The sequence below is a fragment of the Methylobacterium sp. 092160098-2 genome (assembly GCF_028920805.1).
Classification (GTDB): Bacteria; Pseudomonadota; Alphaproteobacteria; order Rhizobiales; family Beijerinckiaceae; genus Methylobacterium; species Methylobacterium fujisawaense.
On record NZ_JAQPZJ010000002.1, the window covers coordinates 1,329,310 to 1,354,919 of the forward strand.

The window sequence follows — 25,610 nt, forward strand, 5'->3', positions numbered from 1 at the left end:
AGGTAAGTCTGCTCGGTCAGCATCCTGTGCAGATGGCGTTGTTGATCAGCCAGTCGAGCTGGCGGCTCTTGGCATCGAGGGCCGCGGTGGAACCGGCCCGCTCGTCCAGAGCCGCACCTGGGGTCTTGGTCTGGCCGACCGCGGTGACCCGGCGGAAGCCGGTTCCCACGTGCAGCATCGGCAGGTGCACCAGTTGTGCGGCCGCCGGCACTTCGGATGAGGATCGCGCCTGTGCGGCGGAGGCGAGCACCATGCTGAAGGCCAAGCCGGCAAAAGCGGCCGGCAACAGCTTGGCGGCCATGGTGCGGCGGTTGCGGGTGGGAGAAGGGGCCACGGGGGACATGTGAGCCTCCTGCGTCGGAGTAGTGAATGTGAGGTCACGGTAGGCGATGTTAATAAGATGACGAATGCCGCATCCGCTTGAAGGCATGCTCATGCGTCTCAATGCAGCCCCTGGCTCAGGCAATCCGCTTTAGTGTCAAACGGCGTTGGAATGGGGTTCTTCCGCAGGTTCGGTGCTGAGTGCTTTGTGGAGCGTTGATCCTCGGGGTGGCCGAGGGAGAGCGCGATGCGGATCTCGAACCCGTCATTGCCCACGGGTCCAGAAGGTGTGCAGGTCTACAGGTCTACAGGTCTACAGGTTTACGCTGGACGCCGATGCGCTGACGATCACGGCCAGGACTACCGCAGCCCGCGCAGCCTTCCCGCGTTGTGTGCGGTGGTCGGCCCGGGTGCATAGCTCGTACTGGCGAACCCTGAAGGACCTGCCCTGGCAGGACCGCTGGGTCACGTGGCGGCTGAAGGTGCGCCGCTTCCGCTGCAGCCATTGTCCGAGCCGCATCTTCGTCGAGCCTGTTCCCGGCCTCGCCCGTGCGAGGGCGCAGCGCAGCCTTCGCTTGGCCGAGGCGCAGACCGATATCGGCATGGCTGTACGTATTGCCTCATTGAGGAATGCTCCCGAAGGTCGGGCCAGTTGCCTCACGCATATGTTCCCGAGATCGAGACCGCTGGCGTCTGGCTCGGGATGCCGAACACGAGCCGGGAGGCGATCTCGCGCACCGCCGCGTCGTAGACCCGCCGCCCCGGTCGGGAGGCCGGGGCCTGGTTCACGGAACCGGACCGGAGCAGCCGTATCGCGTGCTTGCGGTGATGGCCCGTCACGGACGCAAATTCGTCCAGAATACGGGACTTCTCTGACCGTCCGCAGCCTCGATAGCGAACCGCCACGGCGGCAAGCAATTCATCGCGCGTCGCCATACTCACCCGCCTCATCGCCACCCCCGCCGCCGAACCCGCACGGGGAGCAAATCAGATGAGGCAACGACCCGACATCCGGGAGCCTTTCAGGCGAGGCAATGCGGGGTCGGCGGTCGGCCGGGACCGCGCTTTCGGTCGAGGGCGGTGCGGCGCCGATAGCTCTCGACGTTCATCTCGAAGATGGTGGCATGGTGCACCAGCCGGTCGACGGCGGCGAGCGTCATCGCCGGATCCCTGAAGCTGTCATGATGCCGCCATCCTGGATCGTCTGGTGCGTCGCGCGCGTGCCCGTAGTTCCTCGACCGTGTTCGGCGTCAGCACGATCTGACAAGGTTGCCCTTTGCTCGATTGCCGACCTACGAGCCGGCCCCGCCTCAGCCACTTGAACACGGTCTGTGCCGTCACCCCCAGCGCTGCCGCCGCACCCTGAATCGAGTAACTCCCATCTGGCCAGCGCGCCGGATTCGGGCTCACGCCGTTGATCTTGGCCGTCAGGATACCGAAGCGCCGACGCAGCAGCCAGACGTTGCCGCCCGCGAACGCGCGGCCCCGTGCCGAAACCAAGCCCTCGGTATTCAACCGTGCCGCGATCGCCTCGTCCGTCAGGCCCGCGCCGTTGAGCGCCGTGATCCGATCGCGCAGGCGACCGCTGTCGATGTAGTCGTGGTAGGCGTGGACGCGCCGCTGAAGGCGATGCTCGCTCGTCGCCCCGGTCTGCCAGACGATCTTGATCCAGACTTGACCCCGCACGCGCTTCTGGTCGAGGACGACCGCGCGCACGACGAAGCGCAGCAGGCGCTTGCGCTCGGCCGGCGCGGTCGCCGCTGCATTCCAGATCCGCGGTAGATCCTCGCCCAAACGCCGCAGCGCAAGGAGATCAACATCGCTCAGCACTAGCGGCTCGGCACGCTGCCAGCGGGTGTGATCCTGCTCGACCGCTTCCAGGGCGCGCAGCTTCTCTTCCCACACCTGCTCCAGCGAACGCGCCACGAGGCGGTTCTCGGGTTCGACTGCATCGTACTGGCGCCGCGCCCGCTCGGCCTCGTAGCGGGCGCGCTCGCGCCGCAGCGTCCACTGCCGCTCTAGTTGCTGCGCCTGCGCCTCCATCTGCGCGAGCGCGGCGACGGCGATGGCGATCCGGTCGGGTGACCTGACCGGTATTTTGGACCGGGCCAGTTGCGAGGCTACTGCATAGTCGCGCCCATGGGTAGCCGGAAGGCCAGATCCGGGAAGCTGACAGGCGCGGGCGGTCGGTAGCCCAGCGACGAATGCGGGCGGACGCGGTTGTACGTGTTCTGCCAGAAACCTATCACGATCTGTGCCTCCTTGAGTGAGTAGAAGATCTCCTGCCTCAGGCACTCGTCGCGCAGCTTGCCGTTGAAACTCTCACAGTACCCGTTCTTCCACGGCGAGCCGGGTGCGATGTACTGGATCTGCGAGCCGGCTTTGGCGACCCACTTGCGCAGCGCCTTTGAGATCATGTCGGGACCGGTGTCGCAGCGGATGTGCTCCGGGATGCCGTGCAGGCACATCGCCTCTGCCAGGGCCTCGATCACACCCAGGCTGTTGATGCGCCGCGTCACCTTCAAGGCGAGCCACGCCCGGCTGTGCTCATCGATCAGCGTCAGGATGCGCAGGCTCCGGCCGTCGTGGGTCAGTGACGATGATGTGAGAGATCAGACCGTCGACGAAGACGGCACTCTGCGATGTTGGGTTCGGGGAAGATCCGGCCCCATTCGCCGAAGGGCTGGTTGGCGGTGTTCATCAGGGAACGGCGCTCGTAGCGAGCGCTGATCAGCTCGAACAAAACGCTCGTCTCGACTTGGTCCTTGGTGACGTAGGCGAGGTCGTCGAGGATCAGCAGATCGAAGCGGTCGAGCCGAGTGATGGCCGCCTCCAGGCCGAGCTCGCGCCGGGCGACCTGCAGCTTCTGGACGAGGTCGATGGTGCGGGTGAACAGCACCTTGAAGCTGGCCTCGACGAGGGCGAGCCCGATCGCGGCGGCGAGGTGGCTCTTTCCGCCGCCGGGTGGGCCGAACAGGAGCAGATTGGCCCCCTGCGCGAGCCACGCATCGCCGGCGGCGACCGCCATGACCTGGGCCTTCGAGAGCATCGGCACGGCGGCGAAGTCGAAGCCGTCAAGCGTCTTGCCCGGCGGCAGGCGTGCCTCGGCGAGATGACGCTCGATGCGCCGTCTGTCGCGCTCGGCCAACTCGTGCTCGGCGATGGCCGCGAGGAAGCGGGCGGCGGGCCAGCCCTCCTTGTCGGCCTGTTCGGCAAAGCGGGGCCAGACGGTCTTGATGGTCGGCAGGCGCAACTCGCCGAGCATGATGCCGAGCCGGGCGGTGTCGACCGCGGTGGTAGTGCGGGCCGGGGCCTTCATGCCACCTCTCCCGGCGTGATGCCGTCGAGGAGGCTCTCGTAGCTCGCCAGCGAGCCGAGGGCGACGGTGACGTGGGGAATGGCCGCCGGATCGGGGGCGAAGCGGGCGCGCAGGGCGACGAGATCGGGCAGGCGCTTGGCGGCGAGTTCGACCGCCAGGCACTCGGCGAGTTCGGCCTCGCAGCCCCGGTCATGGGCGAGTGTACCTGCTCTTCTTCACGGCTCCGCTCCTCCCGTCAGGGTCTCACAAAACCGGAAAACTCGCACTCACGCCGGACCAAAGCGATGAGGGGGCGTCAAGTCTGCCCGTTCCTGGCTAGCTCCGCCTGCTCGATGAGATGATCCGGCATAACGTCGAGCGTTCATCGGAGTGATAATCTCGCTTGCCGCCCGTACGTAGAAGAGGAAGTCCTCGCGACGCCACCTCTTCCCGAGTAAGCGGTCATGTCCTCTGTGCAGGCACACCAAAAATCTTCGGCCATCTCAGACACCGCTGCCGAAAGCACCGCGTGTCGCTCGTCCGCTCCGTTCTTGAACAAGCTCAAGGGCAGCGTGATCCTCGCTCTGAGCGTCGCCAGTCTCGGCTTGGCCGCGGCCGGCACCGCTCAGGCGCGCCCCGCACCGGGCGGGTATGATCGCACCGCAGCCGCGCTGAGCATCCACGTTCGCCCCCGCAGCTGGCTGGACGCCGGCAACGTCGTCGAGCGCGGGAGCAGCGTGGCGGGGCTGGGCAACCCCGCGACCAACCCGCAGCTCATCGCGGCCTCCAACCAGCTCACCCCGGTCTGGGGCCGCAACGACCGCTTCAACGGTGGCGCCTTGCCCGATCCGATCACCAACGCCCCGTTCATCGGCGCCCGCTGGTAGTGCCCGGCAGCCCCGGCGCCTCGACGAGCGGTCCTGGCGACCAGCACACGCCATCCGCAGTCACGGCACGTGAGCCGCTGCCCGCTTACCGGCGGCGGACACCTCGTTCGGCCTCGGACTGGCGCAGTCAACCCCGCACACTCCGCCGTGGAGGAACTACCGTGGCACCATCCCTGGATTGGCTCAGTCGTCTGCTCGCGATCATTCCCGTGCGCGGCCAGTTGGACACGCACTGCACCTACGGCGCGCCCTGGCGCATCGATCAACCGCGTTCAGAGGTGGGCGAGATGGCCTACCACGTCATCGTTGCTGGCTCGGCGGTGCTGGAGGAGCCGACGGGGGACTCTCCGCTGCGCCTCTCGGCTGGCGACATCCTGCTACTCCCACACGGCGAAGCGCATGTCCTGCACGATGGCGGTAGTATACCCCCCGTGCCAGCGCAGACGCGAGCTGGGCACAACCTTCGCATTAGCGAGAATGCGGGCCGGGGGGAGCGGCTCGTCATGCTGTGCGGTCGCTTCGTGCTCGGGCGCCCGCAGGACCGCCTGCTACGGGATTACCTGCCATCACGCCTCGTAGTGCAATCGGCTGCTTCAGCGGGGGGGGGCTCGCCTGGAACCCGGGAGGTGCTGGCGAGCCTCGTGTTGCTCATGCGCGATGAGTCGATCACCGACGCCTTGGGCGGCCGGGCCATGCTGGACGCGCTCTCCACCGCCCTGTTCGCCTTGACGCTGCGTCTAGCCAGCGAGGGCAGGGAGGCTCCGGTCGGTCTGCTCGCCTTGGTGAGTAACGCGCGCCTGGCGCCCGCCTTGTCGGCCCTGTTGCACGAACCGGAACGTCCGTGGACACTGCCGGTGCTGGCCCGCCTCTGCAACATGTCGCGAGCGACGGCGGCACGCCGGTTTCAGAAGTCGCTGGGCCGGTCCGCCAGCGAGTTGTTGGCAGACATCCGCATGACTATGGCCGTCGGAGAGCTACGACAGCCGTCGTCTGCCACCGGCACAGTCGCGGGAATAGTCGGCTACCAATCGGAAGCCGCTTTCCAGCGCGCCTTCAAGCAGCGTATGGGCATGACGCCGGCGCAGTGGCGTCGAGCTGCGTCAGTCAGTACACAGCCCATCCGGCCGCTTCCGTCATGAACGCATTAAGGGATCTACCAGCGCCGGCGAGGATGCCGATGGCGGGTTTGGTCCAGACAAAGGGTCCGGCACTTCGGTTGTCCTCGGCGATGTAGCGTTTGTACGCCACGAGATCCCGACAGCTCGGACCACGGCACGGCCGCTGCAGTGTGTGACCTCGCCCGGTGGCTCCGAGCAGGTCAGTGCAGCACCTCGGCGACTGTTTCGGTGGAGCGGGGCGGCGTGCCAGGCGGACGCGACTTGTCGCGCAGCAGGTCCTCGACGCCCACCTCACTGTAGCGCCGCCGCCAGCGCCACACGGGCAGGTCGGCTGACGCCCGTCCGGTGGGGACGTCCTGAACGCTTAGACGCTCGGCTGAGTGCAACACGATGCGAGCGCGTCGGATATGCTCGATGCGGGCGAGAGCGGTCGCCGATGAACGCAGCCAGCCGCGCTGCGTCGGTCGTATTGAGGACCAAGCACACCGTCTGAGTCATCGCCCAGACTCGCACGCCTCACCGCAACAATGAATTCTCCGTTCGCGTCATTGCACCAGGACACAGCAGCACTTGCAGTGATGCTGTGGTCGCCGCGCAACGTACCTTCTAAGCCCTGAAACCGCAATCAATTCGGCTGCACCAGAGCAGCCTCCAACAATTTGGCGGTATCTTAGGAACGAAGCCTCACAGCGCGGCCTTCGAAATCATTTTGTAGCAAATTTGCCTAAAGTCCCTCTGGGCACAACAACGAGGCCTCACGAATGAACATACCCGCACGTCAAATCGCACTGTTAGAAAACGCCGTGATCGCGGCCGCTGACCAAGCCCTAAAGGTAGGATTTCTGCAAGCTGAGCCGCACGATGTACCTCACCATCGACACCACCAGCTGCCACGGGAGCGGGGATGTGCAAGCTATGAGCATCCACACAGAGGGGTGAAAAGTGCGCTGCAATTCTTGCGTTGTACTTTTTTATTCGCCATGATCTTGATCGCACGACCGTGGCAACCCGCTTTGGCAGCAGAGAGGGCATGGCGCGGTGACTTCGTTGCTCGACTTGAAGCACTTGCTCTGCTGCAATCGCTTAACGCGGAACTCTTAAGCCATGACAGTGCGACGCTAACACTAGATCGTTGGTGTGGCGCTCACCAGCTCGCTTATCCCGCAAAGATTGTCGCCGAACTGGTAGGGGACGACAAACGCCCAAGCGACGAAGAACGGAGAAATCTTGATGTCAGTTCATCCGAAATAATCCGCTACCGGCATGTGCGCCTTCGTTGCGGAAATCACGTGCTTTCTGAAGCGGATAACTGGTATGTTCCTGCGCGACTGACAGTCGAGATGAATCATCAGCTCGATACTACTGACATATCATTTGGGCGAGCTGTCCAAGATCTGCACTTCCGCCGTCGAACACTTTCCGCGAGACTTCTATGGTCCCCTCTTCCCGAGGGATGGGAGGACACGAGCGCAAGCCTGCCTTCGGGCTCCCCCCTTCTCACCCCGCCTTCCCGCCTCATTGAACATCGCGCCATCCTCACACGGGCTGATGGGGTACCCTTCAGCGAGGTCGTGGAGAACTACACGGACGAAGTGCTGGCTTTCCCCGAACCGCCCAGGCGATAGGTGTATGGTCCCGGCATGTGGGGTGATGAAGCGAACCTGAAGCGTGTGGGCTCTTACGTCCAGACCTGAAAGACACGCTCATGGGATGTGAGGCCACGCGGAATCTTGAGCTGGTGTGGTTGTAAGCGTCATAAACATCTTCAGACCCGCCTGGAGCTGTTCGCGCGTCGCGTAGTGGTAGCGTTTGACCATGGCGTCCTTGATTGTGCAGGTCATCTGCTCGACTTAGCCATTATCCGGTATAATGGCCCTCGGTGCCCTAACGTCTCGCCGATCTTCGGATCGGCGCTATGGTCAGCCCATCCGGGACACAGGGCACCGGGAGCACGCAAGTGCGGGCAGGCCGACGCTAGCACCATGGGCTACGAGTCCGAGACGTAAGATGACCACCCCTGAGGCTCGCTGGGATGCGCTGCAGGCGCAGATCCGTAGTTGCTGTGTTGCCCGCCAGATCCCGCGATTGAGACGTAGAGGCGATTCTGGAGAGGCGTGCGGTTCGGCGTCTCGGCCGGGCAGGCTTTAAGAATCCTTGCGGACGGTAGAGCCCGCGGATCTATAAGGTAATAAAGGTCTGTGGCCGGACGGTATGACGAACGATGGGGTGACTGGCTTCCATAAAGCTTTAAGATCAACCATTGTGAGCCGCTCGAAGAACGCGATCATGTCCTTGCGCTGGAGTTTTCGGCGCAAAATGGGCTCTTCGGCTGCGTTCGCGCCGTGCAGCTGGAAGATGTGCTTGGATGTATCCATACCAATGCGGCTAATCTGGTCCACGGACGGTCTCCTCGCATGAGGTCTGCAACGACCTCAGCTTGGCACAGCGATGCCGTTCGGGGGCCGTCCACCTCAACATCGCTGGCAGAAGGCAGCGAGGTTGGTGTCTGCGTTGTAAGAAGTGATGTGGTCTCGGTGCGCGGCGGCTATAACGGCTCAGGTCCGACAATCATGACCCGGGTCCTCTTTAACAGCGATCTACAATAATTGAATCGGTTGATAGATCTGGTGATCCATCAACCACAATGTGGATCGATTTTTAACCAACGTACTAATTTCGAGACGTTCTGCAAACTTGAAGAGATGATGTGATGTATTAATTTCCAGAAAAGGCTAGGATAAGTTGTTCTGATATTAAAGCTTTCAAGGAGATGATGGATATGCAGGATCTACCTACCAATCGATCGGAAACCGTCCGGAGCAATGTCGTAAAAATTGTTGTGGCATATGTAGCAAGAAACTATATTTCACCTTCAGAAATGCCGGCCCTCATAAAGATAGTATCTTTAGCATTCTCGGATATTCATAGCTGCCGCTATTTGATGCCAAAAAAGATTCCTAATTCGCAATTGCCGAACCCAACAGAGATCCATAGATCGATTCAGGACGATGGATTGACAAGTTTCATCAATGGAAAGAACTACAAGACGCTCAAGCGCCATTTGAAAAGCCATGGTCTTAATCCGAGCGGCTACCGGCAGCGCTATGGCCTGCCGGGCGATTATCCTATGGTAGCGGCGAGCTATGCTAAGAAGCGCTCGGCCTTCGCGAAAGCTAACGGCCTAGGACGGACGGTTTCTGCGGCTAAGAGCGGTTAGGGCACTTCGATGCAGGCTGATCAACCTTCGTCATGAAGGTCCTGACCGCGTCCCTGCAGGCGGGGCAGGCGTCGCGCGGGCGGCGGATCACCAGCACACGCAATTGCGCCGGCACCACGACTAAGCTCGACTTTGGCCATTTGCGGCGCGCCGAGTGGACGGAGGTGACGAAGCGGGCGTGACGGATAGGCTGATGGCGTCCCCGCCAAGAGACACCACCATGCTCTCCCTGCCCACCCGCTTCGCCGGGATCATCCTGGCGTTCGCACCGCTGTTCGTCCACCACTCGTGGCAACACGCTCAGAACCTGCTGGTCGGCGCGATCCTCACGCCGGGGCAGCGCACCGTCACAAGCATCCTGCGCATCAGGGGCCGCGCGCAGGAGCGGCGGTTCGTGAACGTCCACTGCATCCTCAACAGGGCAGCGTGGTGCCCTCGCTCCGGCAGCCGTATCCTGCTCGGGCTCCTCGTCGATGCGTTCGCGCAACGCGGCCCCGTGGTCCTGGGACTGGACGACACGATCGAGCGCCGCCACGGCAAGCGGATCGCCGCCAAGGGTATCTACCGTGATCCGGTTCGCTCCTCCGACAGCCACTTCGTCAAGGCGAGCGGGCTGCGCTGGATGAGCCTGATGGTGCTCGCCCCGATCCCCTGGGCGGGGCGCGTCTGGGCGCTGCCGTTTCTGACCGCGCTGGTGCCGTCCGAGCGCGCCTGTCGCGAACGCGGCCGTCGGCACAAGCCGTTGCTCGACGTCGGGCGTCAACTCGCCCTCCAGGCGCGGCGCTGGCTGCCGAGGCGCGACCTCGTGGTGGTGGGCGACAGCGGCTTCTCGGCCTTGCTGTTCCTCGACGCAATGCGCCGCGCCCGCATCACGGCGATCACCCGCCTTCGGCTGGATGCTGCTCTCTACGAGCCGGCCCCGCCACGGCCGCCGGGCACGATCGGACGCCCGCGGACGAAGGGCGCTCGACTGCCGACGCTCGCCGCGATCCTCGCGGCCAAGGACACGCGCTGGCACGCGGTCGTGGTGCCCGGCTGGTACGGGGCGGGCGAGCGCACGATCGAGATCGCCACGGACACCGCGGTGTGGCGGCACGGTGGCTTGCCCGTCGTACCGATCCGTTGGATCCTCATCCGCGATCCCGAGGCGCGCTTCCCGCCTCAGGCTCCGCTCTGCACTGATCCGACGCGCGAGCCCACGCAGATCGTAGGGTGGTTCGTGCGGCGCTGGACCATCGAGGTCACCTTCCAGGAAGCGCGCGCTCACCTCGGGATGGAGACGAGAGCGGCAGTGGTCGGACAAGGCCATCGCCCGCACCACGCCCTGCCTGCTCGCCCTGTTCTCGATCGTCACACTGCTGGCCGTACGCCTCTCGGCTCGCCAACGGCGACGCGTCGCGGCGGCCGCGTGGTACCCCAAACCGCGCCCGACCTTCGCCGATGCACTGGCCGCCGTGCGCTGTGCGATCCGGCGCGAACGGACTTTGGCAACATCACCGCGCCGACGCGCCCGAACAAAACCCCGCTTCCCTTTGCCAGCGCCTTTGGCTTATGCGCTCTGCCACGCCGCGTGAACGGCCAAAGTCGAGCTAAGAGCGCCTAACAGAACCGTTTGATCTGGTTGAGGGTGATGAGGCTGGCAGCGAGGCTGGTGAAGGCTTCGTAGATGTCTGCACGTCGCTCATAGCGCACGGGCAGCCGACGGAAGCGGTTGAACCAAGCGTGCGTGCGCTCCACCACCCACCGGTGCCGGCCCAGCCTCTCGCTGCTCTCGATGCCGCGGCGTGCGATGCGCGGGACAATCCCACGCGCCCGGCACTCGTGTCGGCGCGGCTGAGCGTCCTAGGCTTTGTCAGCGTGCAGTTTGTCCGGGCGGTGTCGCGGCCGGCCTCGCCGACCGTTGCGCACGGGTGGGATGGCATCGAGGGTGGGTGCCATCATCACGCTGTCGTGCCGGTTGGCCCCACTCAGGCGGAAGCCGAGCGGTGTACCGCGCGCCTCGGTGACGAGGTGGCGCTTCGTGCCCGCCTTGCCCCGGTCCGTCGGGTTCGGGCCGGTGGCAGAGCCCCTTTTTTGGCCGGGACAGCGGCGCTGTCCAGGCGCGCTCGGCTCCAGTCGAACTCACCCGCCCCGTGTAGGCGCTCCAAGAGCACCTGATGCAGGCGGGCACACACCCGGCCGCCTGCCAGTCGCGCAGGCGCCGCCAGCAACTCATCCCGCAGCCGCAGCCCATCTCCGCTGGCAGCATCTCACACGGAACGCCTGAGCGCAGCACGAACAGAATGCCGGTCAACGCAGCTCGGTTCTCGATCAGCCGTCGGCCATCTTTTGGACGTGGGCGGGGCGGCGGCAGTAGCGGCGCAATCTCGGTTCAGAGATCATCGGGCAAAAGCGGTCGAGCTATCACGACCAACGCCCGCCCGCCCGATCCGTGCCAGTTCTGTTAGGCGCTCTTAATCTCCCTCATAGCTCTTCAGGCAACGCCGCTATGCAAAGTGAATGCGATGTGAGACGATGGAGCACAATTTAACGACGATGGAGCATTCGGTGGAGCAATTGCTTCACCTAATGTGCAACCTACGTTCGTGATTTAGGAAGGGGCGTCATATGGCCCACGCGATCTTTTCCGATCAGGCTATTGCTTGAGGCATGACGCTGAGCTCGTGTCCCTTGCCGTCGCCACTCTCGTCCTCGTCGGTAGGGCGGCGACTCCTGCCGTGGCAGAACATTTCATGCCGGAGGCCTCCTCTGCCACGAAGGCTGTCCGGCTGCCGCAGCTCCACACCACGTTCGACGTTCGGCGCGTGAGCGCGGTCGGCCAGACCAAGCCGCCCGGCACAACTCCCGGGCTCGCTGCTCAAAGTCCTCGCTTGGATCAGCTCATCAGCGCCACGATTTGCAGTCGCCGCTGATCCGGCGAATGTTAGCGCGACCGCGGCCGGAGAGTGCCCGCCGGATCGCGAACCGCGTTTTCGCCCGCCTCTGCCGAGGCAGATCTTTGCGTACGCTTATTTCCGGAGCCACAACCATGAGCGTGACCGACCCGTCATACGAAACACCTACACGGCACGGGCATGCGGGGGATACCGAGGCCCGTGCCGTATCCCGGCCGGAACACTGCGATGTGCTAGCGTCCGGACTCATAACCAGTAGCTGAGGGTGGCGGCGAGACAGACAGCGGCGAGGTAGTTGGTTGCCAGGCGGTCGTAGCGTGTGGCGATACGCCGGAAGTCCTTGAGGCGGCCGAACATGCGCTCGATGGCGTTGCGTCCGCGATAGAGCACGGGCGAGAAGCACGGTTTCCAGAGGCGATTGACCTTGGGCGGGATGTTGGGTGCGGCCCCCGTGGTCTCGATCTGCCGGCGGATGGCGTCGCTGTCGTAGCCCTTGTCGGCCAGCACGATGCGGCAGGCGGGCAGGCGTTCGAGCAGCAGCGCGCCGGCCTTGCAATCGGCGACCTGCCCGCCGGTCAGGAGGAAGGCGAGCGGGCGACAGAAGCGGTCCGTGAGCGCATGGATCTTGGTCGTGCGACCGCCCCGCGAGCGGCCGATCGCTTGGTTTTGCTCCCCCCTTTTCCTCCCGCCGCGCAGCGGTGCGCTTTCACGGCGGTGGAATCGATCAGAACCTGGGACGGCGGGCCGCCAGCCTGCGCGAGCGTCTCGAACAGCGCGACCCAGACGCCCTTGGCCGCCCAGCGCACGAAGCGGTTGTAGAGCGTCTTCTTCGGCCCGTAGACCTCGCGCGGTGCGTCCGCCCAGCGGCCGCCGGACTTCAGCACGTGGACGATACCGCTGATCACCCGCCGGTCGTCCACGCGTTCCTTGCCGCGCGTGTCGTTCGGCAAATGCGGTGCGATCTTCGCAAACTGCTCGTCCGTCAGCCAGAACTGATCCATCGGCCCCTCCCATGGGAGCTGTGAATCACACCCGAGCCGTCCGCGCCACCGTTATGGGTCCGGACGCTAATCCTCGGCAGCGGCCAGGGCGGCAAGCTGCTGGCTTGGCATCTGGGGCGCGCCGGTCAGCGGGTCGCAGTGGTCGAGCGCCGCTGGGTCGGGGGCTCGTGTCCCAACATCGCCTGTCTGCCCAGCAAGAACGAGATCTGGAGCGCCAAGGTCGCCCACCTCGTGCGCCACGCCGCGCGGTTCGGGACCATCACCGGTCCGGTCACGACCGATATGGAAGCGGTCCGCCAACGCAAGCGCGCGATGGTCGAGGGTGAGGTCGCGTTCCACCTCAAGGCCTATGGCGACGCCGGCGTCGCCTTGATCATGGGCAGCGGGCGCTTCGTCGCGCCGAAGACGCTGGAGGTGCGGCTCAACGACGGCGGCACGCGCGTGCTGACGGGCGATCAAGTGTTCCTCAATTTGGGAACGCACGCGACCATCCCCGACATACCCGGGCTCTCGGAGGCCGCTCCGCTCACCCACATCGAGACCCTGGAGCTTGATGCCGTACCCGCGCACTTGATCGTGCTGGGGGGCGGCTATGTCGGCTTGGAGATGGCGCAGGCGCTCGGCCGCTTTGGCAGCCGTGTGACCATCCTTCAGACCGGTCCTCAACTCCTGAGCAACGAGGACGCCGATGTCGCCGCCGAGATGCAGCAGATCCTCGCCGCCGAGGACATCGAGGTCATCACGGGCGCCGAAACCCTGAGCGTCACGGGCCGCTCCGGGCAGGCGGTCAGCCTCGTCGTGCGCACAAGCGCCGGCGAGCGAACCATCGAGGGGAGCCACATCCTCGTCGCCGCCGGGCGTACGCCTAATACGCAAGGGATCGGGCTGGAGGAGGCCGGCGTCGCGTTGACCGACCGAGGCTTCATCCGCGTGAATGAGCGCCTGGAGACCAGCGCGCCCGGAGTATGGGCGCTCGGCGAGGCGGCGGGGAGCCCGCAGTTCACCCACGTCTCCGTCGACGACTTCCGGATCATCCGGGACAATCTCGCCGGTGGCCAGCGCAGCACCCAGGACCGCCTGGTCCCGGCCAACATGTTCACCGAGCCGCCGCTCGCCCGCGTCGGGCTGAACGAGCGCGATGCGCAGCGCCAGGGCGTCCCCGTCCGGGTGGCGCGGCTGCCGATGAGCGCCGTGCTGAGGACGCAGACCACCGGCGAGACGCAGGGCTTCATGAAGGCCCTGGTCGGGGATGACGACCGCATCCTGGGCTTCACCATGATCGGCTCCGAGGCGGGTGAGGTTGTGGCGGTGGTGCAGACGGCGATGCTGGCGGGACTGCCCTACCAGCGTTTGCGGGACGCTGTTCTGGCGCACCCGACCATGGCGGAGGGGCTCGGTCCGCTCTTCGCGGGCGTGCCGCCGCAATCCAAGTAGCGACGCCGCTCTTCACGATGGAAGCGATGGGGCGGCCAGCTCCGCGGATTGCGTGCCCCGGCGCCACTGCGCCGGGGTGACGCCCATGCGCTGCCTGAAGGCGCGCTGGAAGGCGGCTTCGGACTGGTACCCGACCGTTTCCGCGACCGCGCCCGTGTTCACGGACGGCTTGCGCAGCTCGCTCGCCGCCAGGGCCATGCGGATGTCCGTCAAGAGCTCGCTGGCGGACTGACCCAACCTCTCTTGGAACTGCCGCGCCAGGGTCGCCCTGGACATGTTGCAGAGGCGCGCCAGCTTGGGCAGCGTCCACGGGCGGCCCGGCTCGTTGAACAACGCCGACAGGGCCGGAGCCAGGCGGGCGTGACCGGCCAGGGCGAGCAAGCCGGCGGGCGTCTCCCGGGCCTCGCTGGCCAGACGCAGCGTCAGCGTGAACAGCGCCGTGGACAGCGCGTCCAGCATGGCCCGGCCGCCCAGGCCGTCGGACACCGCTTCATGGCGCATGAGCGACACGAGGCCGGTCAGTACGTCCCGGGTTCCGGAAGAGGTCGCCGACGCGGTCGTTTCGGCCGTTCGCACCACGAGCCGCGGCGGCAAGTAGTCCCGCAGCAGGCGTTCCTGGGGGCGCGCGAGCACGAAGTGCCCGCAGAGCATGTCGAGCCGCTCGCCCGCGCCCGCGTTCTCGCTGATCAGCAGGTTGGAGCCCGTCCGCGTATGCGCCGGCGCTGCGGGCGCCCCGCTGCCATCGTGGAGGACGTGGTCCTCCCGCCTCGGGAGCAGCAAGATGTCCCCGGCCGAGAGGCGCAGCGGCGGGCCACCCGTCGGATCCTCAAGCACGGCCGATCCGGCGACGAGGGCGTGAAAGGCCATCTCGCCGACCGCCGCACGGGCCTGGTCGATGCGCCAGGGCGCGCCATAGGTGCAGTAGATGTCCAGGCGTCCGCTATGAGCATGCTTGTTTGAGACGACGGAGCGTTTTTTTGGATCCTTGGGACGTTAATCAGCTCGGGAGTAGCCTGTAAATCCATCTTGTGTTTGGCGCCCGACCGGGCAGCAGCCGGTTCCTCGTCGAGACACCTCGCTTTCTGTCGACTGTGCGGCATGCGCGCAGCTCGCACAAAACTGGTCAAGGATTGCAGCCATGAACACTCTCATCTCTCTTCTCGCCTCTTCCATGGACCGCTTCGGTCTTTTCAGGAAAGATGTCGACTACCATCTGCTTCGCGCAGCGATGGTCGTCATTTTCGCTTGGTTCGGGTACGATAAATGGTTTGAAGCCGAGATTAGAGGGCTTCTTCCATTGATTACCCACGGCCCCTTCACCTTTTGGACTATCCCGCTCTTGGGTATTCGCGGTACCGCCATTTTCCTTGGTGCTTCCGAATGGACCTTCGGCACGCTCCTGCTATTGGGCTTCTGGAACAAGAAACTGGGCGTGTTAGGCGCCCTCGGTTCCATGGCCACCTTCATTTCGACTCTAACGATCTTGCCCTTCGTGCCCGATGCTTGGGATGCGGGTGCCGGCGGATTCCCGGCCATGGCGATGAATGCCGCTTTCCTCCTGAAGGATCTCGTTTTGCTGGTCGTTTCTTTTTACCTGTTGAGGCAAGACTTGGCCCGCGTGATTGCTGTTCGCGACGCCAGCGGGCAGCATGGAAACCTCAGTTTTCGCCAACACGCCGCCTAACAGGTGACTTGCCTGCGTCCTTGGGGCAAGATTGATGAGTTCAGGGTCGCTGTAAATGGCGTCTACTCTGAATCGAGCTTCTGGTTTACTTGTGGGTTTGCACCGGACCGGCAATTCGAGCTCCTGAGGTCGTAACCTCATAATGCCTCCCGGTCACTATCCGACGTCGCCTGAGCGACGGCGATCTTCCGGTGATGCCGAATGACCTCATGGATAATGACGGCCAGAATCTTTTCGGCGAAGTCGGGGTCGAGCTTGGCCTGAAGCGCGAGTTGGCGGAGCCGGGCGACCTGACGGGCCTCCCGGTTCTGATCGGAAGGGGGGATCCCCTTTCGGGCCTTGAGTTCGCCGACCCGCTGCGTGCAGCGGAACCGCTCGGCGAGAAGATGGATCAGCGCCGCATCGAAATTGTCGATGCTGTCCCGCAGGTATGCGAGTTCGGGATCTACAGCTTGAGCGGAGAGCATGCCCACTTCCTGATACCATCACGTAAGCGGCCGCGCCGAGCCGCTCGCTCGTTCTGGCCGGCCGTTCTGGCTATTTGCAAGTGCAAGCATTCAAGCGGAGGGGATTGACGGCTCGATGGCCGCGATCGAACTGGACAAGCTCTGAGGACCTGACATTGCATTTTCTCAAATCATGTAGAACTGGAGATGCGGGGTGATTGAACTCATGTCATGCCGGTAAACGAGATTGCTTCAAAGCTCGACGGTTGCTCGGAAAAACCGACAGCTTCGATGCCGCACAGCCAGATCATCTGGGGCTATATGCTAGTTCCAACGCACGTAGTTGCTCCACCCCTTCTCACGAAGCGGATCCTTAGGTAGCCCGAAAACTATTCCTCCAACGGAATGCATCCAGAACCTCGGCACGAATTGCGCAACCAAGTTGGAGTGAAGGATACTGTAGGCAAAAGGCCGCGGAATCGGCAAAATAGATCTAAAACGCTCCCGATCAACTGCGCATCAATTGTCTACGCATCTCTAACGTGCTTGGCTTTCCTGAATAACATCGTAATACTAGCAATTACCTATCTCAAATCGGCCGTGTTAGAATATGATGTCGAAACGCATATTTTCTGTCACGGGAGTAACATGAATATAAGTTTGATTTTCTGTCAGTGTGTGCCATGTAGCGCGCGACGTAGAGTGGAACTGTTCGGAAATTGTGTGTCAGGCAGGATTGGAAAGGGCTGTTATCCTAGAAACACTTGTGTAGATCTTTGGCAATGCGATTTGCGAAGTGGCGCGCGTTGCCCCACGGCAGCACCAGCGCAGAGACTGTGTTCCATGGTTGCGGCCTGGTAGCACGAAGCGGAGTTAGCCTTGATTGAGCTCGGGCAGGATCAGGATGAGAGTCGAAGCTTGCGTCCTGGCATGACGCGCATCCTTTTAGTTGAGGACGACGTAGGCATCCAGCGCATCGTCTTGGAGCATTTCGCCAACCACGACATCGACGTCACACCGGCGATCAACCGGGCGGAGGCGGAGAGGCGCCTCGCGGAAGGTGCGTTCGACCTCGTCGTGCTCGACCTGCGACTCGGCTCTGAGAACGGCCTCGACCTGCTGCGCGACCTACGTGCCCGGAGCGATCTGCCGGTGATCATCACCACCGGCCACCGACGGAACGAGGTCGACCGGGTGATTGGTCTCGAACTCGGCGCCGACGACTATATCGTTAAACCCTACGGCCTGCGCGAGTTGCTCGCGCGGGTGCGGGTCATCCTGCGCCGGGCTGAGCTCAGTCCGGCTCAGGCGCGGACCCAGGTCTCCTATCGTAGCCGTTTCGCCGGCTGGGTGCTCGACCGACGCCACCGCCGCCTGACCAATCCCGCCGGCACCGATGTCGCGCTCAGCAAGGGCGAGTACACGTTGCTGGTGGCCTTCCTCGACGCGCCTCAGCGGCCATTGAGCCGCGAGCAACTCCTCCAAGCCACGCGTGTCCACGAAGACGTGTTCGACCGCAGCATCGACGTGCAAATCCTCCGCTTGCGCCGAAAATTGGAGGTGGATCCGAGCGCGCCGCGTCTGATCGTCACTGAGTGGGGCGTTGGCTACGTCCTCGCGGCTGCTGTCGAGAAGCTGTAGCAATGGCCCTGGGATGGTGGGGACGCCAGCCGGTCGCGGTACTTGCTACGGCAGTTGTCGTAAGCGCGGCGCCCATCCTCTCGCCGGCCGCCGGTGATAGGTTAATCGGTGACACGCTGCCTGTCGAGGCAGCCGACGCGCTGGACGTCATCACGCCCGTCCCGAGCAGCCTCGGGGCGGATCCCGACCGGGTCGCCCTGGGCCGGATGCTGTTTTCCGACACCCGGCTGTCGCGCCGGGGCGACCGGGCCTGCATCAGCTGTCACGACATCCGCAGCAACGGGGCGAGCGCGGTCGCCCGGAACCTCACCACCGATGGCACGCCGGTGCCGCGCAACACGCCCACGGCCTTCAACGCGGCGCTGAGCTTCCGCCTGGGCTGGGCCGGCGACATCCCGACCCTGCACGATCAGGCCGAACTCGCCCTGACGCGGCCGGAATTCCTGGGCGGCTCCTGGCCCCGGATCCTCGACACGGTCCACGGCGACCCGGTGCTCGCCGCGCTCTTCCAGGCCGCCTACGGCCACGCGGCCGACCGGGAGGCGGTGATCGACGCGATCAACAGCTTCGAGCGCAGCCTGCTCACCCCGGACAGCCGCTTCGACCGCTGGCTGCGCGGCGACGTCCACGCCATCACCCAGGCGGAGCGGGCGGGCTACGCCCTGTTCCGGGGGATCGGCTGCGCGGCCTGCCACCAGGGCGCCAATGTCGGCGGCAACCTGTTCGAGAAGGTCGGGATCTTCGTCACGATCCCCAACAGGTCCGCCGAGGTGCTGCGGGTGCCGAGCCTGCGCAACGTCGCGGTCACGGCGCCGTACTTCGACGATGGCGGCGTCGCCACGCTCCCCGAGGCGGTGCGGCTCATGGCCCGGGCGCAGCTCGGCCGGGAGCTGACGGCGTCGCAGACCGCGTCGATCGTGGCGTTCCTCGGGACGCTCACCGGCTCCTTCGAGGGGCGACCTCTGACCGCGTCGAGAGCGTCTGGTACCGCGCAGCCAGGCGACACGCCGTAGCCATGAGACTCACCCTGCAGGCCCTTGTGCTCGGGGTGCTCCTGGCCGGGCTGCTCACGTGGCTGCTGATCAACGGCAATGGCGCGATGGGGACCGCCTACTCCAAGACGCGGCGGACCGTGGATGCCCTCGCGCTGGCCGAGTCGCGCCTGCAGCACGACGTTCTCCGAGCGCGGATGGGGCTCCTGCGCAACTACGATCCGATCGTCACCCATCTCCGGGAGATGCAGGCGGCGCTCGCCGTGATACGGGCGGCGAGCGGGCTGGACGATCGCGAAGTGCGCGTTCTCGCCGAGGCGGTCAGCCGGGAGGCGCAGATGGTCGAGCGCTTCAAGACCGGCAACGCCCTCGTGCAGAATTCGATTGCTTACTTTAATTCCCTCAGTGACCGCCTCTCTGATCCGGACACCGCCCCCTGGCTTGCACGTTCGGTGGCTGCTCTGCAGGTTCAGATGGCGGAACTCGGACACGATGCGAGCCGGAAGCGTCTCGAGGAGTTTCACGCAGCGTTGGACGCCCTGACCGAGAATTCGCCCACGCCGGACCGAGCGGCGGACATCAACGCTATAATCCTCCACGGGCGCCAGCTCCTCGATCTTCTTCCACAGGTGGAGGCCGTAACCCGCGCCTTGCCGACCTTTTCAATTGCGAGGGCGCTGCAGAACCTGCTGGACGCTCACAGCGCGCTTCGGAAACGGCGGCAGGACCGTGCGGACGGCTTCCGCCTCGCACTCTACGCAGTCGCTCTGGCGTTACTAATCTTGGTGGTCCGAGTGTGTCTGCTGATGCGTGCAGGTACCGCCGCTTTGCGCCAGACCATCGCGTTCCAGAGCGTAGTGGCTCAGGCCGCAAATCGTTTCCTGGCGAGCCAACCTGGGGAGATCTCCGCGCGTATCAGCGAGATCCTCGCTAAGGTAGGCGAGGGCCTGGGAACAGACCATGGCTATGTGCTCATGCTCGATGGTACCGGCTCTGCGTACCTCTGGAATCGCTCCGGCCTGTCCTCCCCTCGCGGCTGGCCCGCCGCACACCGCGCTCTGATCCCGAACATCGTCGCCGCGCCGGACGATCTCGTCATCGTCGAAACATCGGGCAGGATCGGGCCGCCGGACCTGCTCCGTTCCCTCGCGGAACGCGGCGTCACCTCATGGGCCTGCGCACGGCTTCGTCGCGGGGAGCACATTGTCGGCCTGCTGTGCTTCGAGCGTAGCACCTCCGATCTGCCGATGTGGCTGCGGCATTCCCGCGGCCTGCTGCGGATTGTCGCCGACAGCTTCGGGGCCGCCCTGGAGCGTCAGCATGTCTGGATCGAGCGCCGCCAGACCGAGGCGACGCTTCGGCGCGCGCAACGGCTCGAAGCGATCGGGATCTTCGCCAGCGGCGTGGCGCACAACATCAACAACGTGCTTAACGTCATGCTCGGCCATGCCGAGATCGCCGCAGACGCCCTGCCGTCCGACCCGCAGCTGGCGGCCAGGCAGATCGACCAACTGGTTTGGGCCGGCGGCCGGGCTTGTGAGATCACTGAACAGATCCTCGATTTTGGAAAACGCGGAAGCTCGACGCAGCGCTGCAGCGTGGTCGACGCGATCGTGACCGAGACCGTCTCCCTGATCCGCAGCTCGGCAGCCCATCCAGCCGTAATCAGGCTCGCGGGCGCAACAGATGGAGCGATCGTCGGTGGTGAGCCGGTACAGCTGCAGCAATTGGTGCATAACCTGATTCGCAACGCCATTCAGGCGTCGAGCTCTCAAGATGCGATCGACGTGCGGCTCGACAGATTCTCTCTAACGCAGCCCCACACCCTCTCTCACGGCGTGCTGCGCCCCGGCGACCACGCCCGGATCCGCGTCACTGACGCCGGACGCGGCATGGATCAAGACACTATCGCGCGGATCTTCGAACCGTTCTTCACCACGCGCCCAGGTGGAACTGGACTTGGGCTCGCCACTGCCTTTGAGTTCGTCCAAGAGCAGAACGGTGTCTTTGATGTGCGTAGTGTCCTTGGGGCAGGCAGCGTATTCGAGGTTTGGTTGCCGGTGATCCCGGCAACGCGAATGGGCGCGACAGCCGGCAGCACCGTGTTGATCATCGGGCGCTCGCGTGACGCGGTCCGTGAAGACGAGGAAACCTTGGCCGCACTCGGTTATGAACCCGTCGGATTGGCTGACCCTGAGGCGGCAATGGCGATCCTGCGATCGGAACCAAGACGGTTCGACCTGTTGATAGTCGAGAGTCAGCTGTCCGGCCTCTCGGGATTCGCCTTCGCGCGACGGGCGGCCCTGATTTCGAATTGGCCCATCGTGCTGTCGTTGCCAGCCTCCGAACCGACGGATCCAGAGGACCTGTCCGGCATCCCCATCGTCGATATCGCTCGCCGGCCGTGGCGTTCGAACGCTCTCGCACTCACGCTTCAGCGCCATCTCCAAAAGCTGCCCCAGCAAACTGGTTCATCGCCAAATTTGGTGGAAGGGGCGGCATGACGGCTGGCAAGTAGCGCGGATCGGCGTCAGTACGCGGATCGGGGCATGACCCACCCAGCTCTGCTCCCTGCCTGGCTGCCACATCGTCCGCATCTCGCGGGACGGCCCACGGCCCTCACTGTCCGCGCCCGAGAACGGCACGATCACGCCCGCTGGCCGACCCGCGGAAGCCGCAGCGCGGCGGTCCATAGCCGATATCAGCGACGGGCTGACGATCTGCCGGCCAGCAAGGCCGTCCGGCTGCAATTGCCGGTCCGGCACTTCTACTCCCGCGATCAGGCCTGCCTCCGCCGCACCTTCGCCGAGTCTTCCCGAGGGCCGGCTTGTGGCGCGCGACTGCTCGACCGAGTACGGCTGCGGCACTACGCTGGCCGCATCCGCCGCTGTGCAGTTCGCCGAACTGTGGCACCTCCTTCTCGACACCCGACGGATAGTCGAGCGCTGGCTCGCCCGCGTCCACCCGCGCCTGGAGCAGCTGCCGCCGGCAAAGAATCCCGACTTCCTCGGCCCGCCGGACCAAACCTGCCCGCGAGCCTCCGCGGAGGTGCTCGCACGCGCCGCGGTGGTCGGGCGGCGGGAGGGTCTCTACGACGACGTGCAGCGCGGTCGTGCGGCCGGGCAGTCACTCCGACGGATCAACCGCGAGACCGGATTGGCTCGCGCCAGAGTGCGCAGGAACGCCTTCGCCGAACGGTTCCCGCGTCTTGGCCGGCGCGGACTGGGGCGCAGTCACCTCGACCCCCGTCTGAACCACTTGCACGCCCGATACGCTGAAGGACGCGGGAACGCGATTCAGCTCTGGCGCGAGCTGCGCGCCGTTGGCTTTCCCGGGACCGTGAAGCAGATCCGGCGCTGGCTGAGCAAGCGGCGCACGCAACTCGCCAGGACCACAGCCGCGAGATACCGGACATGGCTCTCTTCTACGATGACCTCCCTGAGACGCTCCCTCCGCTGTCCTCGCCGAAGAAGCCGTCCTGAAATCTCCTGCACGAGTCCAAGGACCTCGACACCGACGCTGCGGCGGTGGTCGCGCGTGCCAGGATGAGGAGGTGGCCAGGGTCGTCGAACTGGCTCGCCGGTTCTGCCGGATCGTGGGCGGTTGCTGCGGCGCCTCGCAGGCCGAGGGGTAGGTCAATTGCCTCAAGCTGGCGAACCAATCCAAGTACGGCCGCGCCAAGACCGACCTACTGCCCCGGCGCCTCCTCCTCGCAGCCTGAATCACCGAACCTGAAAACGAACCACATTACTCGATGTGGATCAATGGGATCGCAAGAATTCCTGCAGATCATCTATTTTTTGCCGCCAGTAATTTGAGTAGTACGCTTTTTATTGTATTTAGTATTAATCTTTAAACATTGAGAAATGATTGCTTTACTTCTTGTAATTAAATGCCGAAACATCGTCTTAGCCTAATTATGTTAATACGCACCGCCTAATATTTTAATAATTCGTAGCAGGCGCGTCCGAGATGATTATCGGGTCAAACTCAGGAGTAATGTGCACCAACGGCCACCTGTGGCTGGAGCAAGTTATATGTGCCTTGCCCGCACAGAGTCCTAACGACGCGCGTCAAAGGCGCACTACTAATGTAACTATTCCGACTATATCTGAAATAACATTGCAACCTGCGCAAACTATCCTACGCGTTGTCACTTCAATTGAAAGGCGGAACTATGCCCAATCTTTCGGGGAAGGTTGCACTAATTACTGGCGGTACCACGGGTATAGGCGCAGCAACTGCCAAATTATTGCACGATCAAGGTGCTACAGTAGTTATTACGGGTTCTAAAATCGAAACAATTGAACTCGCACGAAAGCAAATTCCGGGAATTGAAGCTATTCTATCCGATCAGTCTGACATAGGAGCAACTGAAGATCTCATTGGGCATATCAATTTCAATTACGGTAAAATTGACATTTTGTGCCTGAATGCCGGTATAATGGAAGGTGCTCCGATAAACTGTGTCGATGAAGAGGCATTTGACAGACAATTCAATGTAAACACGAAGGGGCCTTATTTTACTATCAAGCACGCATACACAATTATGCCGCCTGGTAGCGCGATCGTGCTTACATCTTCATCGGGTGCTTCTATGGGTATTGCCGGGACAAGCGTTTATTCGGCCACCAAAGCGGCATTGCGATCGTTCTGCCGGACACTTGCGTCAGAACTTGCCCCGTACGGGATACGCATTAATACGATAAGTCCTGGGCCGGTCGACACACCTCTAGCAAGCAAGACCGGGTTGTCGAAGGAACAGATAGATCACATGCTCAAAACCTTCAAAGCAATGATGCCATTAGCCCGCATAGGCAGGCCAGAAGAAATCGCCAAAGCGATTTTGTTCCTGGCGACCGACGCAACGTTCACGACGGGCAGTGAATTTGTATGTGATGGCGGTATGCTTGATACTTGAACAGAGCTGCGGGCATGTTTGATGACGACTAAGAGCGCCTAACAGAACGGGCACGGATTGCGTGGGTGGGCGTTGGTGGTGATGGCACGTCCGCTTCTGCCCGATGATCTCTGGACCGAGATTGCGCCGCTTCTGCCGCCGCTCCGCCCACGTCCAAAAGGCGGCCGTCGGCCGATCGAGAACCGAGCTGCGTTGACCGGCATTCTGTTCGTGCTGCGCTCAGGCGTTCCGTGGGAGATGCTGCCCGCGGAGATGGGCTGCGGCTGCGGGATGAGTTGCTGGCGCCGCTTACGGGACTGGCAGGCGGCCGGCGTGTGGGCGCGCCTGCATCAAGTGCTCTTGGAGCGCCTGCACGGGGCGGGTCAGATCGACTGGAGCCGAGCGAGCCTGGACAGCGCCTCTGTCCCGGCCAAAAAGGGGGCTCTGCCACCGGCCCGAACCCGACGGACCGGGGCAAGGCAGGCACGAAGCGCCACCTCGTCACCGACGCGCGTGGTACGCCGCTCGACGTCTGCCTGAGTGGGGCCAACCGGCACGACAGCGTGATGATGGCACCGACCCTCGATGCCATCCCGCCCGTGCGCAACGGTCGGCGGGGCCGGCCGCGATACCGCCCGGACAAACTGCACGCCGACAAAGCCTACGACGCTCGACCGCGCCGACACGAGTGCCGGGCACGTGGGATTGTACCGCGCATCGCACGCCGCGGCATCGAGAGCAGCGAGAGACTGGGCCGGTACCGATGGGTGGTGGAGCGCACGCACGCTTGGTTCAATCGCTTCCGGCGCTTGCCGGTCCGCTACGAGCGACGCGCCGACATCTACGAGGCCTTCACCAGCCTCGCTGCCAGCCTCATCACACTCAACCAGATTAAACGGTTCTGTTAGGCGCTCTAAGGCGAGCGACCTTGTTTTGCAGCATGGCTGCACATGGTTTGCCAGATGATCGCCTGGGAGCAGGCGACCCATCTTATATGAAGCAGATGAACGAGGGCTACGACAGCGTCCGGTGCCGAGTCACGGGCACAGAAGACTGTCGTGGGGCAAGGTACCACGTTTATCGGATTGGACATCTACAAGGAAACGATCGCGGTCGGTCCAATGTAGGCTGGCGCAGCGCGCGAGTATGGCAAGATTATAGAGAACCGTCCCGTCCGGACCTACGGCGCAGACCTGAAAGCTGCCCTTCGACAGATCGACTGCCAACATGCTGATCGTCGTCATCGATGACCCCTATGATCGGTTCCGATACAACCGTCAGGCACACGAGATGCCGGTCGGTGGGGGGCATCCACCGCATCAGTTCAATGTCTCCTTGGGAGAGACCGCGATCTGCGTGGTCGACGACAGGGGACAAATCAATAAGGAACTGCGGGCCGCCAGCGAGCCTCCCGCCCTCATCGCTGCCCTGACAGGGGTCGACCTCCCTTGGAGCGCATCGGCCTGGAAGCGTGCTCGCTGACAGCCTGGTTGCACGACGAACGTCGCGCAGCGGGCTTTCCGGCGATCTGCATCGAGACGCGCTCCGCTAACGCAGCCATGAGGACGATGCCCAACAAGACTGCCCGATGCGCTCGGTGTCGTCCGGATTTCTTCCGTTGCTGATTGTCGGAACGTGGGCCGCGGGATTCTCCCTGGCGGAACGGATAGGCCGACATCCCTCTCCGAGGGCACAGATGCGGGCCGCGGCGTTAGGCGTCGGCTTCAGCTTCCTTGTCATCCTGACGTTGGCGTTGACGATGCCCCAGCCGGGCCGG

18 protein-coding genes and 10 pseudogenes are annotated in these 25,610 nt (G+C 63.9%); 15 read left to right on the plus strand and 13 right to left on the minus strand.

The features are described from left to right. Positions 1-16 precede the first annotated feature (16 nt). Entirely contained in the window at positions 17-343 is a 327-nt protein-coding gene (locus tag PQI07_RS31900; RefSeq protein ID WP_274928852.1) for a hypothetical protein, read from the minus strand. Positions 344-608: 265 nt separating this feature from the next. Here PQI07_RS31900 and PQI07_RS31905 point away from each other — a divergent pair. Beyond that, positions 609-932: pseudogene (locus PQI07_RS31905) on the plus strand (transposase family protein); the annotation flags it as partial. 46 nt (positions 933-978) lie between these two features. Here the strand turns inward: PQI07_RS31905 and PQI07_RS38025 are convergent. From PQI07_RS38025 to PQI07_RS31935, 6 genes and pseudogenes are all read right to left on the minus strand, one after another. After that, positions 979-1,161, minus strand: a complete 183-nt coding sequence (locus PQI07_RS38025; RefSeq protein WP_446721007.1) for a hypothetical protein — start codon at positions 1,159-1,161, stop codon at positions 979-981. Between the two features lie 182 nt (positions 1,162-1,343). Continuing rightward, a pseudogene (locus PQI07_RS31915) lies at positions 1,344-1,496 on the minus strand (ATP-binding protein); the annotation flags it as partial. 4 nt (positions 1,497-1,500) lie between these two features. Beyond that, positions 1,501-2,364, minus strand: coding sequence for a hypothetical protein (locus tag PQI07_RS31920; RefSeq protein WP_274928853.1), 864 nt, complete (start codon positions 2,362-2,364; stop codon positions 1,501-1,503). A 77-nt stretch (positions 2,365-2,441) separates the two neighbouring features. Next, positions 2,442-2,912: pseudogene (locus PQI07_RS31925) on the minus strand (integrase core domain-containing protein); the annotation flags it as partial. 8 nt (positions 2,913-2,920) lie between these two features. Beyond that, positions 2,921-3,640, minus strand: a pseudogene (istB, locus tag PQI07_RS31930) (IS21-like element helper ATPase IstB); the annotation flags it as partial. Continuing rightward, positions 3,637-3,840, minus strand: a pseudogene (locus PQI07_RS31935) (IS21 family transposase); the annotation flags it as partial. The pseudogenes istB and PQI07_RS31935, both read right to left, overlap by 4 nt. A gap of 330 nt (positions 3,841-4,170) precedes the next feature. Between PQI07_RS31935 and PQI07_RS31940 the strand changes: the two are divergent. Both PQI07_RS31940 and PQI07_RS31945 read left to right on the plus strand, forming a co-directional pair. After that, a complete protein-coding gene (locus PQI07_RS31940; RefSeq protein WP_274928855.1) occupies positions 4,171-4,506 on the plus strand; it encodes a hypothetical protein in 336 nt (111 codons plus the stop codon). 161 nt (positions 4,507-4,667) lie between these two features. Next, positions 4,668-5,645, plus strand: a complete 978-nt coding sequence (locus PQI07_RS31945; RefSeq protein WP_274928856.1) for an AraC family transcriptional regulator — start codon at positions 4,668-4,670, stop codon at positions 5,643-5,645. 99 nt (positions 5,646-5,744) lie between these two features. Here PQI07_RS31945 and PQI07_RS31950 read toward each other — a convergent pair. Both PQI07_RS31950 and PQI07_RS31960 read right to left on the minus strand, forming a co-directional pair. Continuing rightward, a pseudogene (locus PQI07_RS31950) lies at positions 5,745-6,122 on the minus strand (helix-turn-helix domain-containing protein); the annotation flags it as partial. 1,745 nt (positions 6,123-7,867) lie between these two features. Continuing rightward, positions 7,868-8,023, minus strand: a pseudogene (locus PQI07_RS31960) (IS110 family transposase); the annotation flags it as partial. 380 nt (positions 8,024-8,403) lie between these two features. Here PQI07_RS31960 and PQI07_RS31965 point away from each other — a divergent pair. From PQI07_RS31965 to PQI07_RS31975, 3 genes are read left to right on the plus strand one after another with little or no spacing between them, the layout of a single operon-like run. Next, complete coding sequence (locus tag PQI07_RS31965; protein WP_274928857.1) at positions 8,404-8,841, plus strand: Ros/MucR family transcriptional regulator; 438 nt, start codon at positions 8,404-8,406, stop codon at positions 8,839-8,841. A 32-nt stretch (positions 8,842-8,873) separates the two neighbouring features. Continuing rightward, the gene (locus tag PQI07_RS31970) at positions 8,874-9,023 is read left to right on the plus strand and encodes a hypothetical protein (protein WP_274928858.1); all 150 of its coding nucleotides are present in this window, start codon (positions 8,874-8,876) and stop codon (positions 9,021-9,023) included. 38 nt (positions 9,024-9,061) lie between these two features. Beyond that, the gene (locus PQI07_RS31975) at positions 9,062-10,444 is read left to right on the plus strand and encodes an IS701 family transposase (protein ID WP_274928859.1); all 1,383 of its coding nucleotides are present in this window, start codon (positions 9,062-9,064) and stop codon (positions 10,442-10,444) included. On the opposite strand, the pseudogene PQI07_RS31980 reads toward PQI07_RS31975, so the two are convergent. Together PQI07_RS31980 and PQI07_RS31985 are read right to left on the minus strand one after the other, a co-directional pair. Further along, positions 10,441-11,206: pseudogene (locus PQI07_RS31980) on the minus strand (IS5 family transposase). The gene PQI07_RS31975 and the pseudogene PQI07_RS31980 sit on opposite strands and share 4 nt — an antisense overlap. A 775-nt stretch (positions 11,207-11,981) precedes the next feature. After that, positions 11,982-12,736 (minus strand): IS5 family transposase gene (locus tag PQI07_RS31985; protein ID WP_274928860.1). Its coding sequence is split into 2 segments (ribosomal slippage): positions 11,982-12,406 and positions 12,406-12,736, totalling 756 coding nucleotides; the frame shifts between segments, so codons are not numbered across the junction. Between the two features lie 69 nt (positions 12,737-12,805). Here PQI07_RS31985 and PQI07_RS31990 point away from each other — a divergent pair. Then, positions 12,806-14,170 (plus strand): FAD-dependent oxidoreductase, encoded by a 1,365-nt coding sequence (locus tag PQI07_RS31990; RefSeq protein ID WP_342462678.1) that lies wholly within the window; start codon positions 12,806-12,808, stop codon positions 14,168-14,170. Positions 14,171-14,182: 12 nt separating this feature from the next. Here the strand turns inward: PQI07_RS31990 and PQI07_RS31995 are convergent, their stop codons facing one another. Then, complete coding sequence (locus PQI07_RS31995; protein WP_274928936.1) at positions 14,183-15,103, minus strand: AraC family transcriptional regulator; 921 nt, start codon at positions 15,101-15,103, stop codon at positions 14,183-14,185. A gap of 205 nt (positions 15,104-15,308) precedes the next feature. On the opposite strand from PQI07_RS31995, the gene PQI07_RS32000 reads away from it, so the two are divergent. Then, complete coding sequence (locus PQI07_RS32000) at positions 15,309-15,854, plus strand: YkgB family protein (RefSeq protein WP_274928861.1); 546 nt, start codon at positions 15,309-15,311, stop codon at positions 15,852-15,854. Between the two features lie 137 nt (positions 15,855-15,991). Here the strand turns inward: PQI07_RS32000 and PQI07_RS32005 are convergent, their stop codons facing one another. Further along, positions 15,992-16,327 (minus strand): chorismate mutase, encoded by a 336-nt coding sequence (locus tag PQI07_RS32005; protein WP_274928862.1) that lies wholly within the window; start codon positions 16,325-16,327, stop codon positions 15,992-15,994. A 903-nt stretch (positions 16,328-17,230) separates the two neighbouring features. Between PQI07_RS32005 and PQI07_RS32010 the strand changes: the two genes are divergently transcribed. The 7 genes and pseudogenes from PQI07_RS32010 to PQI07_RS32040 all read left to right on the plus strand — a co-directional run. Continuing rightward, positions 17,231-17,941: a response regulator gene (locus PQI07_RS32010; protein WP_446721005.1), complete on the plus strand. Its 711-nt coding sequence runs from the start codon at positions 17,231-17,233 to the stop codon at positions 17,939-17,941. A gap of 2 nt (positions 17,942-17,943) precedes the next feature. Continuing rightward, positions 17,944-18,954 (plus strand): cytochrome-c peroxidase, encoded by a 1,011-nt coding sequence (locus PQI07_RS32015; protein ID WP_274928864.1) that lies wholly within the window; start codon positions 17,944-17,946, stop codon positions 18,952-18,954. 2 nt (positions 18,955-18,956) lie between these two features. After that, on the plus strand, positions 18,957-21,437 hold the full coding sequence (locus tag PQI07_RS32020) for a two-component system VirA-like sensor kinase (RefSeq protein ID WP_274928865.1): 2,481 nt from the start codon (positions 18,957-18,959) through the stop codon (positions 21,435-21,437). Positions 21,438-21,504: 67 nt separating this feature from the next. Then, positions 21,505-22,561, plus strand: a pseudogene (locus tag PQI07_RS32025) (ISL3 family transposase); the annotation flags it as partial. Between the two features lie 549 nt (positions 22,562-23,110). Further along, a complete protein-coding gene (locus PQI07_RS32030) occupies positions 23,111-23,854 on the plus strand; it encodes an SDR family oxidoreductase (protein ID WP_274928866.1) in 744 nt (247 codons plus the stop codon). 81 nt (positions 23,855-23,935) lie between these two features. Beyond that, positions 23,936-24,741 (plus strand): IS5 family transposase gene (locus tag PQI07_RS32035; protein ID WP_274928867.1). Its coding sequence is split into 2 segments (ribosomal slippage): positions 23,936-24,272 and positions 24,272-24,741, totalling 807 coding nucleotides; the frame shifts between segments, so codons are not numbered across the junction. A gap of 382 nt (positions 24,742-25,123) precedes the next feature. Continuing rightward, positions 25,124-25,422 (plus strand): annotated as a pseudogene (locus tag PQI07_RS32040) (hypothetical protein); the annotation flags it as partial. Positions 25,423-25,610: the final 188 nt, after the last annotated feature.

What these genes read in the sequence shown, in the direction of transcription:
- PQI07_RS31900 (WP_274928852.1), bottom strand. Translation starts at nt 343, where the DNA reads ATGTCCCCCGTGGCCCCTTCTCCCACCCGCAACCGCCGCACCATGGCC.
- PQI07_RS31920 (WP_274928853.1), bottom strand. Translation starts at nt 2,364, where the DNA reads ATGGAGGCGCAGGCGCAGCAACTAGAGCGGCAGTGGACGCTGCGGCGC.
- PQI07_RS31965 (WP_274928857.1), top strand. Translation starts at nt 8,404, where the DNA reads ATGCAGGATCTACCTACCAATCGATCGGAAACCGTCCGGAGCAATGTC.
- PQI07_RS31970 (WP_274928858.1), top strand. Translation starts at nt 8,874, where the DNA reads ATGAAGGTCCTGACCGCGTCCCTGCAGGCGGGGCAGGCGTCGCGCGGG.
- PQI07_RS31975 (WP_274928859.1), top strand. Translation starts at nt 9,062, where the DNA reads ATGCTCTCCCTGCCCACCCGCTTCGCCGGGATCATCCTGGCGTTCGCA.
- PQI07_RS32000 (WP_274928861.1), top strand. Translation starts at nt 15,309, where the DNA reads ATGAACACTCTCATCTCTCTTCTCGCCTCTTCCATGGACCGCTTCGGT.
- PQI07_RS32010 (WP_446721005.1), top strand. Translation starts at nt 17,231, where the DNA reads ATGACGCGCATCCTTTTAGTTGAGGACGACGTAGGCATCCAGCGCATC.
- PQI07_RS32015 (WP_274928864.1), top strand. Translation starts at nt 17,944, where the DNA reads ATGGCCCTGGGATGGTGGGGACGCCAGCCGGTCGCGGTACTTGCTACG.
- PQI07_RS32020 (WP_274928865.1), top strand. Translation starts at nt 18,957, where the DNA reads ATGAGACTCACCCTGCAGGCCCTTGTGCTCGGGGTGCTCCTGGCCGGG.
- PQI07_RS32030 (WP_274928866.1), top strand. Translation starts at nt 23,111, where the DNA reads ATGCCCAATCTTTCGGGGAAGGTTGCACTAATTACTGGCGGTACCACG.